The 9,742-nt window shown below is 71.1% G+C and carries 8 protein-coding genes and 2 pseudogenes; 5 read left to right on the top strand and 5 right to left on the bottom strand.

Features of this window, described 5'->3' with window-relative positions:
* Both N4G66_RS44395 and N4G66_RS44390 read left to right on the top strand, forming a co-directional pair.
* Window positions 1–898, top strand: a pseudogene (locus N4G66_RS44395) (hypothetical protein); the annotation flags it as partial.
* A 151-nt stretch (window positions 899–1,049) separates the two neighbouring features.
* The gene (locus N4G66_RS44390; RefSeq protein WP_261710019.1) at window positions 1,050–1,298 is read left to right on the top strand and encodes a phosphopantetheine-binding protein; all 249 of its coding nucleotides are present in this window, start codon (window positions 1,050–1,052) and stop codon (window positions 1,296–1,298) included.
* A gap of 247 nt (window positions 1,299–1,545) precedes the next feature.
* On the opposite strand, the gene N4G66_RS44385 is transcribed toward N4G66_RS44390, so the two are convergent.
* Window positions 1,546–2,367, bottom strand: a complete 822-nt coding sequence (locus N4G66_RS44385; RefSeq protein WP_261710018.1) for an AfsR/SARP family transcriptional regulator — start codon at window positions 2,365–2,367, stop codon at window positions 1,546–1,548.
* A gap of 160 nt (window positions 2,368–2,527) precedes the next feature.
* Window positions 2,528–3,751: an RNA-guided endonuclease InsQ/TnpB family protein gene (locus N4G66_RS44380; protein ID WP_261710017.1), complete on the bottom strand. Its 1,224-nt coding sequence runs from the start codon at window positions 3,749–3,751 to the stop codon at window positions 2,528–2,530.
* Between the two features lie 28 nt (window positions 3,752–3,779).
* Between N4G66_RS44380 and N4G66_RS44375 the strand changes: the two genes are divergently transcribed.
* Together N4G66_RS44375 and N4G66_RS44370 are read left to right on the top strand one after the other, a co-directional pair.
* The gene (locus N4G66_RS44375) at window positions 3,780–3,938 is read left to right on the top strand and encodes an Arc family DNA-binding protein (protein WP_261710016.1); all 159 of its coding nucleotides are present in this window, start codon (window positions 3,780–3,782) and stop codon (window positions 3,936–3,938) included.
* An 894-nt stretch (window positions 3,939–4,832) separates the two neighbouring features.
* Window positions 4,833–5,525, top strand: coding sequence for a hypothetical protein (locus tag N4G66_RS44370; RefSeq protein WP_261710015.1), 693 nt, complete (start codon window positions 4,833–4,835; stop codon window positions 5,523–5,525).
* A 241-nt stretch (window positions 5,526–5,766) separates the two neighbouring features.
* Here N4G66_RS44370 and N4G66_RS44365 read toward each other — a convergent pair whose 3' ends face one another.
* Entirely contained in the window at window positions 5,767–6,399 is a 633-nt protein-coding gene (locus N4G66_RS44365) for a M15 family metallopeptidase (RefSeq protein WP_261710014.1), read from the bottom strand.
* A 206-nt stretch (window positions 6,400–6,605) separates the two neighbouring features.
* Here N4G66_RS44365 and N4G66_RS44360 point away from each other — a divergent pair.
* Window positions 6,606–7,521, top strand: a pseudogene (locus N4G66_RS44360) (IS982 family transposase).
* An 18-nt stretch (window positions 7,522–7,539) separates the two neighbouring features.
* Here N4G66_RS44360 and N4G66_RS44355 read toward each other — a convergent pair.
* Both N4G66_RS44355 and N4G66_RS44350 read right to left on the bottom strand, forming a co-directional pair.
* Window positions 7,540–8,382: a 4'-phosphopantetheinyl transferase family protein gene (locus tag N4G66_RS44355; protein WP_261710013.1), complete on the bottom strand. Its 843-nt coding sequence runs from the start codon at window positions 8,380–8,382 to the stop codon at window positions 7,540–7,542.
* A 248-nt stretch (window positions 8,383–8,630) separates the two neighbouring features.
* The gene (locus tag N4G66_RS44350) at window positions 8,631–9,452 is read right to left on the bottom strand and encodes an acyl carrier protein (protein WP_261710012.1); all 822 of its coding nucleotides are present in this window, start codon (window positions 9,450–9,452) and stop codon (window positions 8,631–8,633) included.
* Between the last annotated feature and the right edge of the window lie 290 nt (window positions 9,453–9,742).

Here is a 9,742-nt window from a genome sequence, read left to right as displayed (position 1 = left end):
TCCCCCTGCCGCCCCTGCCCCGTTCCCATTCCCGTTCCCGGGCGCCGACGGGCCCTTCGCCCGTGCCGTACACGCCTGCCTGCACCGCGCGGGCCCCACCGCCGCGGCCGTCGCCCGGGCCGCCGTGCTGCTGGACGAGGCCGCCGCACCGGAGCGGATCGCGGAGCTGGCCGGCCTCGCGGTGCCCGCCGTCCGGTGGGGCCTGGCCGCTCTGCACGGGGCGGGCCTGCTCGGCACCGCCGGTGTCGCGCACCCCGCCGTGCGGGCCCCGGTCCTCGGCGCCCTGTCCCCCGCCGGCCTGGTCGCGCTGCACCGCCGGGCGGCCCGGCTGCTGCACCGCCACGAACATTCGGCGCAGGCCGCCGGACACCTGCTGGCCGCCGCCCGGTCCGCCGCCGTCTGGTCGGCCACCGACGAGGAGATGGACCTGCTGCGCGAGGCGGCCGAGCGCCGGCTCGCCGGGGACGACGGCCGCGCCGCCCTCGACCTGCTGGAGGCGGCCCACCGGCTGTGCCCGGACACCGTGCGGCACCAGGCCCTGGCGGTCCGGCTCGCCCAGGTCACCCGGCAGTTCGGCCCGACCGCCGCCGGGCCTGTGCCCGCCGCCCCGCCCGCGGTGCCCGGCGTGCCGCACCAGGGCCGCCCCGGCAGTGAGAACCCCCGGCCACCGGGGCGGCTGCTTCTGCTGCCGGGCCGGCCGGCCGACGCGCGGCTGCCCCGCACCGCAGGCACCGGAAGCAAGGAGCCGGGCGCCGCACCGCCGGACCCACTGAACGTGGTGGCCATGGCGGACGCGCTGAACCTGGTGGCCGTGGCGGACGCGCCGGACTCGCCGGACATGGCGGACGCGCCGGACGTGGTGGGCGCGCCGGACGTGGTGGGCGCGTGGCCGTGGTGACGGGCGCGCGGTTGCGCCATGCCACGTCTGCTCCGCCCGGCCGGCCCGGGGAGGCGACGATGACGCCGCCCGCTCGCACGACGTACGCGCCACGGCGTACGGCCAGGACGTCCTTCGGTGAACCGACAACATGCAAAGGGTGAGGTCAGCCATGGCTTGGGACAAGAAGTTCGAGGAACTCCTGCGCGAGTACCTGCCGTTCCTCAGCGCGGACGAACCGCTGGAGGCCGACACCGACCTCAGGCTCTCGGGTCTGGACTCACTGGGCGCGGTGGAGCTGCTGGGCTCGCTGGAGAACGTCTACGCGGTCCGCTTCGTGGACGAGGCGCTCTCCCTGGACACCTTCGCCACGCCGGCGGTCCTGTGGGAGACGGTGACCCGGCTGCAGACGGCCGCCTGAGCCCCGCCACGGAAAACGGCCGGACCGCCGCCGTCCGGGAACGGTGGTTCGACGGCTCCGGCGGTCCGGCAGTCCGGCGGTCTGGTGACAGGCCGCCGGCCTGGTCGGTGACGGGCCGCCGGCCGGGGGTCGGTGACGGGCCGCCGTCGGCCGTGCGGTGGCGGTGCAGCGGGGTGGGACGGTGCGCTGGGGCGGGGCGGGGTATGGGGGTGGGCCGCGCCGGGGGCGGGCCGGGTGGTGGCGTCTCTTATGCCGCGAACAGGTCGAACGTCGAGGTGCGGCGCGGCCCTGCCAGCACGTCCAGCTGCGGGTCCACGGCCAGCACGGCCTGGTGCATGCGCTGCAGCTGCGGGGAGGGTTCCACGCCCAGGTCGTCGATGAGGCGCATGCGCAGCCGGCGGTAGACCTCCAGCGCGGTGGCCTGCCGGCCCGACCGGTACATCGCCAGCATGGCCTGGCAGTGCAGCCCCTCGTGGTGGGGATGGCGGGCGGTCATCTCGGTCAGCTCGGCGATCAGCTCCGCGTGCCGGCCGAGCCGCAGGTCGGCGTCGATGCGCCGTTCCACGGTGCCCAGCCGGCTCTCCTGCAGCCGCATCACCTCGATGTCGAGGACCGGCCCGAGTCTCACGTCGACCAGCGGCGGCCCGCTCCACAGGTCGAGGGCCGCGCGAAAACGCGCCGCGGACACCTTGTTGTCGCCCGCCTCGAACGCGCTCTGGCCCTGGCGGGCCAGGTCCTCGTACTGGTTGACGTCGACGCAGCTCTGGTCGATCTGGAGCAGGTACCCGCCGTGCCGTGTGGCGAGAATGTCCTTCGCTCCGGTCGGCGCGCCCGGGCCCATGGCGGTGCCGAGCCTTCTGCGTAACTGGAGTATGTACGTCTGAAGGGTCGTCAGCGCGCTGGCCGGAAGCTCGGTCCCCCAGAGTTCTTCCATGAGGGTGGGAACGGGCATGACCCGCCCCGGATAGAGCGCCAGCAGCGACAGGATCTGTCGCGGCTTGCCGGCCGTCGGAACGATCGATCCCCCGTTGACCTCGGCACTCAACGGACCCAGAACCTGAATCTTCATGGTGTCCTCCCCACCTCGTCGAGTTCCTCGTCCAGTTCCCTTTGGTGGCCGGAAATCTCCGCCGCCGAGCACGCTAGCCGGGTCCGTGCCCCTTGAGCGATTTCCTGTAGCGGTCCTCCAGCGGCGCTCCAATTGGGGTGTTGTTTGACTCCTCCCCCTCCTAAAGGAGGGGGATTCCTGGCTCACGTTGGCTGCGGACCGGCGGTCCGGCAGCTCTTGCACGATCGGCACCAGCCGGGTTGAGACCAGCCCGGACGAGCATCACGCGGGCGGAGTTCTTGTCCCTGGGGGACACGGCTCCGCACGTGGTGCAGGCGTAGGTTCGTTCCGAGAGAGGCAGTGCGTGCTTGGTTCTCGCTCCGCACTGTGCGCAGTCCATCGTGGTGTGCGCGGGGTGGACGAGGTGCAGTTCACGGCCGTGCTTGCGGGCCATGTGGATCAGCGCCTGCTTGGTCGCGCCGATCGCGGCGTCGGCGGCCTTGCGGGCCATCGTGGTCTTGGCGAGGAACTTCGGACGGAAGTCCTCGACCGCCAGCCGGTCGTGGTCGCGCACGACCTTCTTCGCCCACTTGCGGCCGGTGTCCTGCCGCTGCCGGGCGACCTTCCTGTGGAGCTTCGCGGTCTGTCGCTTCGCTTCACGGTAGCCCTTCGAACCGGCCTGGCCGCGCTTGGGCCTGCGGCGGGCCGTCATCCGCTGGTAGCGGGCCAGGCGTTGCGCAGCGTTCTTTCCGTGCTGGGCGTGCGGCAGGTCGTGGGCGTCCGAGGTGGTGGTGGCCGTTTCCCTGACGCCCCAGTCGATGCCGATGTCCCGCCCGGTGGCGGGCAGGGTCTTGGTGGTGGTCGCGACGACGAACGAGGCGTACCAGTGGCCGAGGCTGTCGCGGTGGACGCGGACGGAGGACGGCGGCTCGGGCAGATCCCGCGACCACACGACCGTCACGGCGATGCCGCCCGCGAGGTGCAGGCGCCCGTCCTTCAGGCGGAACCCGCGCTGCGTGTAGTTCAGTGACGGGTCGGCGGCATGCTTCTTCTTGTACCTCGGCATCCCAGCGCGCCGGCACTGCGGCAGCCGGGCCTTGACGTCCTTCAGCGCCTTGGCACGGGACTTGGCGAAGTCGCGGATGATCTGCTGCTGCGGCACCGAGGATCCCTGACGCAGCCACGCATTCGCCGTGCGGGCCTCGGTCAGCATCCTGTCCAGGCGGGCCGGGCCGCACTTCTCGTCGTCGGCGTATGCCTTCTTCGAGCGGGCACAGCATTCGTTCCAGATCCACCGGCACCGCGCCCACTCCGCTTCCAGGGCGGTGCGGGCGGTCGACGACACACGGAGCCGGTAGGTGTACCGGGCACACCCGGCGCCCTCGGCTTCCTTTAGGGCCGTCATGCCACCACTCTACCCCTATGGTAGGGGCATGCATGAGGAAACAAAGATCACTCTCAGGATTCCCGCAGACCTCCACCGCTGGCTCACCGACCAGGCCAGAGCCAACCGGCGGTCCCTCAACTCCGAGATCCTGCACCGGCTTGAGAGTGGGCGCGACGCCGCTGCCGCAGACGCCGAATCGCCCTGACGGCGATTCGGCTTTCCCCGTCCTGCTCCGCAGGAGTCCAAGTTCCTCCCCGGCCTGAAGGCCGGGGCACCCTTGGAGAAGTCCGGTGAAGTCTGCGCGGTGCTCGAGGAGACGTGTATCTGCGCTGGAAATGAACTCTCGGTTCCGGTCCCGGCCACGGGACGGCGGATAACCTGGTGCCGCGTACGCTCCCTATTTCCCCGCCCCGCCCGGACACCCCCGGCGGCAGCGCCCGGACACCCCGGCAGCGGCGCCCGACCGGCCGGAAGCCGCCCATGTCTGGCGGACGAGGACAGTGGCAGGGCGGTCGTCCGGGAGGCCGGCAAGGCCCGCGACGGCGGCAGCCCGCAGGCTCTGCGCGCCTTCCTGGAGACCGGTCACCGCCTCGCCCAGGCCGAGGACGACCGTGTCGCTTCGCCCGCGTCCTGGCGGACCCGACGGTCAGCGACGCCCTGCGGGCGGCTGCGGAGGATGCCACCGAGGTACGCCGGAGGAGCTGCGGTACTTCGGGGAGGCCGGACAGCCGGACAGTACGAGGTGGACGGCCAGGCCGCTCGCACCCATGACCGCACCGACGGCCGAACCGGCCGGCAGTCACGGCAGGCACCGTTGCAGTACCAGGCGGCTACGGCGAAGTCCGTGCTGATCCTTCTCGGCCGTACAGGCCCTCGCCCAAGCCGGACAGGCGGGGACCGGCGGTGCACTTCCCCGCGTTCGCCGTCACGGACCGTCCGGTGCTGCTCGCGGATCTTTGAGTACGCGTACTCATGCACTCGTGCACGGGACGGGGAAATGTGTGGCGAGAGACGTCAAGTATCGGGGAGGGGCGGGGCATTGGGATCGCGTCGGAGACCGGGCGCTGGTGTGCTGATGGCGGGATGCGTGTTGATGGCGATGGCGGCCACCGCATGCGCCGGACCGCCCGCCGACAGTGAGCTGCGGGCCAAGGCTCTGGGAGCCGACGCACAGCGCAAGCGCCACGCGCAGGAGGTGTATATCCGGGGGCTGCTGGCATCGTTCAGCCACGTGGAGGGCCTGCACCCCGGACATACGGTGTTCGAGGACAGATGCGGCACATCTGGCGGCAATCTCTTGGAGCCCGCCACGGGCCCCCTGCTGACCTGCTCGATGAGCGGGCGTGCCGTGTTCGGGGTCGAAGGCGAGGTCACCGACGTGCTGCGGCATATCGACGCCGCGCACATCGTGCAGTGGCAGCCCAATGTCAACGGCCCCGGGAGTGCGTCCGGGGGATCGATGGACTACGCGCTGATGTACCAGCGGATGCGGGGCGTGGAGCCCGATGGGCGGCTGATGTCCACTCCCTCCCTGGAATCGCTGAACGAAGATGTGACGGTCGCATGGGACACGGCTCCCCCCGGAACCACGCCTCCTGCGCACCAGGTGGAGGGCGAGGAAACGCCCGTCTGTCCCCCGGAGACCACCGTGTACTCCCGGTGCGACATCACCCCCCGGCACCCTGAAGCCGTGCCGTCTGTCCGCGCCCGGTACGGAACGGTTCTCCAAGTGGACATCCGACCGGCTCTCTCGAACGGAACCTACTTCGAGGTGCCCCGCTCCCGGTCCTGAGCAGCCCTGAGCGAATGCAGTGCGGTGCGGTGCACCACTGGTCCCTCGCCGGCGTTTCCAGGAGTCGTTCCTCCGTTTCCGGGACACGTTCGGAAAACTCGTTCTTCAGGTCCACGTACCGCTCAAGGAGGGCCACGGCGGACCCCGGCCCCGTCGGCAGGCATCGCTGCCGTACTAGATGATCGATTCCAAGGGGGGGGTGCCGGTGACTGTCTGCTGACGTTCCTGCGGTTCAAGTTGGTCAGGCTGGTCCGTAGATAGCACTGTCAGCCTTGCTGATCAGTGCCCAGTAGCGGTCGCCGTAAGACCAGTGCCACCACTCGGTGGGGTAGTTGACGAAGCCAGCGCCGCTCATGGCTCGGGCCAGGATGTCGCGATTGCGACGTGCTTGGTCTGATAGCCCCGAGGCGTCCAGCGGACAGTACTTCTCGTCTCCGGTGCGGTGGCCGTTCACAGCGCCCCCCATGTCCAGCTCGACGCCATCGGCATCAACGAGCGTTAGATCGAGGGCCGCGCCGGCGCAGTGTGGCGCCACCTCGACCGGGGAGACGAAGGCGCTGGCCTGGCGCCGCAGGTCGACGGGGTCGGTGATGCCGGAGCGGCGTAGGCGGTCCTCGTAGAGGGCAAACCGCCGCGCCTGCTCGGTGCTGCTGCGATGCCCTTCTATGACGAGGAACTTGACGCCGTCGGGAAGCATCTCCGATGCCGAGCGCAAACGCTCAAGCACGCCGATCCGGACCCGGCCGTATGCCCCTGCTTCGTCTCGCTCCCGGGGGTCCAGCACAATCACCGGGACCGAGGCGATCTCTGCGAGAGGTTCACCGCAGTCCTGCACCGGGATATTGATCACCTTGGGATCACTGAGCAAGATCATGGATCCTGAGCCTAACGAGGTGGTGCGCGCCCGCGACGTATCCCGCTCCACGTGCTGCCGGCACCACCAGCTTCCGACCGTCGGGCCCACAAGTTCCAGCCGTCGGGCCTACAGGCCATGACCTGCCGTCGATCACGGAAAGCGACCGTGAACCGACAACCGCCCGCGGCTCCCCACGCAAAGGCGAGGGAGTCCAGCATCGGTGGGTGAAGACGGAGTTGGAGTCCCTCGCGACCGCACTTTATGTGAAGACCGACGACCTGTTGAAGGCGTCACCGCATCTGGCGCCCTGGCGTCCGATGGTCGGGATCGCTCCGCAGCTGACCGATGCCGAGCTGGTCACGCTGGCGATGATGCAGGCCATGCTGGGCTTCACATCCGAGGCCAAGTGGCTTCGCTACGCGCACTGTCACTTACGGCAATCTCTTCCCGTATCTGCCGAAGCAGCCCGGCTACAACAAGCGGCTGCGCAAGGCCACCGAGCTGCTGCGGCGGGTGACCCGACTGCTGGCCATCGACACCTCTGTATGGAGCGACGACGTGTGGATCGTGGATTCCACGCCGGTGGAGTGCGGACGTTCTCGCGAGACCGTCAAGCGTTCCGACCTGGCCGGATGGGCCGAGTACGGGTACTGCGCCAGTCACAGCCGTTTCTTTTGGGGCCTTCGCCTGCACCTGGTGTGCACCTTGCAGGGCCTGCTGATCGCCTTCGCCCTGACCGGCGCCAAGGCCAACGAACGCGAGACCCTGCTGGACCTGCTCGCCGCCGAATCGGACCTGGCCGCCGCCCGGCCTGGGCAGACACTGATCGGCGACAAGAACTACTTCGGCCGCGACTTCGAACACGAGTTGGCCGAGCAGGACATCCAGCTGCTGCGGCCGGCCCGCAAGGGCGAGCCGGAACGGTCTGGTGCCCCGCTGTTCAAGCCGTTGCGGCAGGTTATCGAGTCGGTCAACGAGACCTTCAAGGGCCAGCTCAACCTCGAAGAGCACCGAGGCCGCACTCCGCGTGGCGTGATCGCCCGCATCATGCAGCGCATCCTCGCGCTGACCGCCGCGATCTGGCACAACGACCGCACCGGCCAGCCCGTCTTGCGCTCACTGACTGCTTACGATCACTGATCCCTTGGAATTGATCATCTAGCCGTGCGGTGCGCCCACCGGCCCGGGCAGGGTGATGGTGTGCGGGGCGGCCCGGTCCCAGGGGAATCCGTGGTGCAGTTCGAGGTACGGGGCTGCCTGTCCGTCGGCGGGCAGGGCCACCGCGGCCAGCACGTCGGGCACCGGCTCCAGTTCCAGGAACCGCCAGTGCCCGGCGGTGTCGTCGGCGGGCGGCCGGAAGGCGAGCACTCCCCGGTCCTGGGCCAGGGAGAAGGCGAACTCGTCGAAGGGCAGCCCGAGTCCCAGTCCGCGGGCCTTGGTGTAGGCCTCCTTCAGGGTCCACAGGCGGAGCACCCGGCGGTCCCGCTGCCGTCCCGGGGGCACGCTCCTGGCCCATCGCTGCTCCTCGGGGGTGAAGGTGGTCAGGATGGTCTCCAGGGCCCCCGCCTCCCGGTCCAGGCCCTCGACGTCGACTCCGATGCGCTGGGTTCGGACGATTCCGAGCAGGCTGTAGCCGCCCGCGTGGGAGAGGTTGAAGTCCAGGTGGCCGCCGCCCCGGGGCAGGCCGCCGGGCAGCGGCTGCAGGAAGGGCCGGTCGCGCGAGGAACGCCAGATGACCAGCTCGGCCTCGGCGAGGCCGGCCTCCAGCGCCAGCGCCCGGCGGACCAGGATGTGGGCGACGAGGTACTGCCGGCGGTCGCGTTCGAAGAGGAACCGGGCCGCGGTCTTGTGTTCACGCTCGTCGAGCCAGTGTGCCGCCAGGATGGTGGCGACGGCGGGCGGGAGGGCGTCGTTGGGGCACAGCCACAGCTTCACCGGGGCCACCGTCTCGTGCTGCGGTGACCCTGGGGCGCTGCGGGACTGCGGTGCGGTGATGGTCATGATGCCGTTTCGTCCGTCTCGGTTCGCCGCCCTGCTGCGGACGGCGCGACGTCGCGGCCCGGGGCCGCCGGGGACCGGAGCGGGCGGACAGCCGCCGGCGCTCCAGGAAGGGCCTGCACCCTCATGAGGACCTGCACTCCAGGAGGGCTGCGTCCAGGAGGGCCTGCACTTCGGAAGGCTGTGCTCCGGAAGGCTGTGCTCCAAGGGCCTGCATTCCAGAGGGCCTGTGCTCCAGAGGGTGGCCTCGGTCAGGCGGAGCGGTCGGCCAGGAGTGCGGCGGCCTCGTCGACGCCGATCCGCTCACCGCGCACCGCGTCGAGGAGCGCGATCATCTCGTCCTGGGACAGCGGGCCCCGCTTCGCTCCCGCCACGGCCGCAGGCTCGGGCCCCGCTCCCGCCACGGGCGGCGGTCGCTGCCCCGCTCCGGCGCCGGGCACAGGCTCTTGCCCCGCTCCGGCGGCGGGCGGTGGTTCTTGTCCCGCTCCCGCCGCGGGCGGTGCGCCGCCGGTGTCCGGTGCCGCCGCACCCGGCACGTCCCGGGTGCGGGAGGCGACGTAGGAGGCCATGGCCGCGAGGCTGGGGTGCTCGTGGACGGTGACGGGGCCTTCGCTCAGGCCGTAGGCCCGGTTGACGCCGGCGGCGAAATCGGCCGCCAGGATGGAGTCGATGCCCAGCTCGGCGAAGCCGGCACCGCCGTCGATCTCCCACGGGTCGCAGTGCAGCATCCGCGCCAGCTGCCCGCGCAGCACCTGCAGCACCGCGGCCGAGGCACCCGGGTCCTGAACAGCGGGGGCCTCGCCGCCGCCGTGGCGGACGGCTGCCAGGTGGCGGGCGAGGAGGGCCGGCGTGGGGTGCTCGTAGAGAGCCGCGCCGGCGATCCTGACGCCGAAGCGGCGGGCGATGGCGGTGATGAACTCGACGGTGAGCAGGGAGTCCAGACCAAGGACGGGGAAGGGCTGTGAGGGGTCGATCCGGTCGGGGTCGGCGTGCACGACACCGGCCAGCACGGCCGTGAGCTCGCCGAGGATGTCCGGGTGGGCGCCAAGAGGTGCCGTCGGCTCACTGGTCATGGTGGATGCCTCCAAGGATCGCCCCTCTCGCGCCGGAGGGTCAGCAGGTCGGTGGGTCGGTGGGTCGGTGCCAGGAATCCGGCGTGCGGGACGCGCGCGGCCCGGCGCGGGTGCCGGCCTGGTGCGGTCCCGGGAGCGGGTGCGGGTGCGAGTGCAGATGCGGATGCAGCCCCGGCTGCGGGTGCGAGTGCGAGTGCGAGTGCGAGTGCGGGTGCGGGTGCGGGTGCGGGTGCGGTCCGGGTAGGGGTGGGGCGGTCAGGGTCGCGTGCCGGAGCCGGTGCAGCCGCGGT

It is taken from the genome of Streptomyces rhizosphaerihabitans, assembly GCF_025399795.1.
Classification (GTDB): Bacteria; Actinomycetota; Actinomycetes; order Streptomycetales; family Streptomycetaceae; genus Streptomyces; species Streptomyces rhizosphaerihabitans.
The sequence above is the reverse complement of the archived record's forward strand: the minus strand, read 5'-3'. Positions and strand labels throughout refer to the sequence as shown.

Bases quoted from the DNA above. Each gene is read 5' to 3' on its own strand.
- N4G66_RS44390 (WP_261710019.1), top strand. From the start codon at position 1,050: ATGGCTTGGGACAAGAAGTTCGAGGAACTCCTGCGCGAGTACCTGCCG.
- N4G66_RS44385 (WP_261710018.1), bottom strand. From the start codon at position 2,367: ATGAAGATTCAGGTTCTGGGTCCGTTGAGTGCCGAGGTCAACGGGGGA.
- N4G66_RS44380 (WP_261710017.1), bottom strand. From the start codon at position 3,751: ATGACGGCCCTAAAGGAAGCCGAGGGCGCCGGGTGTGCCCGGTACACC.
- N4G66_RS44375 (WP_261710016.1), top strand. From the start codon at position 3,780: ATGCATGAGGAAACAAAGATCACTCTCAGGATTCCCGCAGACCTCCAC.
- N4G66_RS44370 (WP_261710015.1), top strand. From the start codon at position 4,833: ATGGCGGCCACCGCATGCGCCGGACCGCCCGCCGACAGTGAGCTGCGG.
- N4G66_RS44365 (WP_261710014.1), bottom strand. From the start codon at position 6,399: ATGATCTTGCTCAGTGATCCCAAGGTGATCAATATCCCGGTGCAGGAC.
- N4G66_RS44355 (WP_261710013.1), bottom strand. From the start codon at position 8,382: ATGACCATCACCGCACCGCAGTCCCGCAGCGCCCCAGGGTCACCGCAG.
- N4G66_RS44350 (WP_261710012.1), bottom strand. From the start codon at position 9,452: ATGACCAGTGAGCCGACGGCACCTCTTGGCGCCCACCCGGACATCCTC.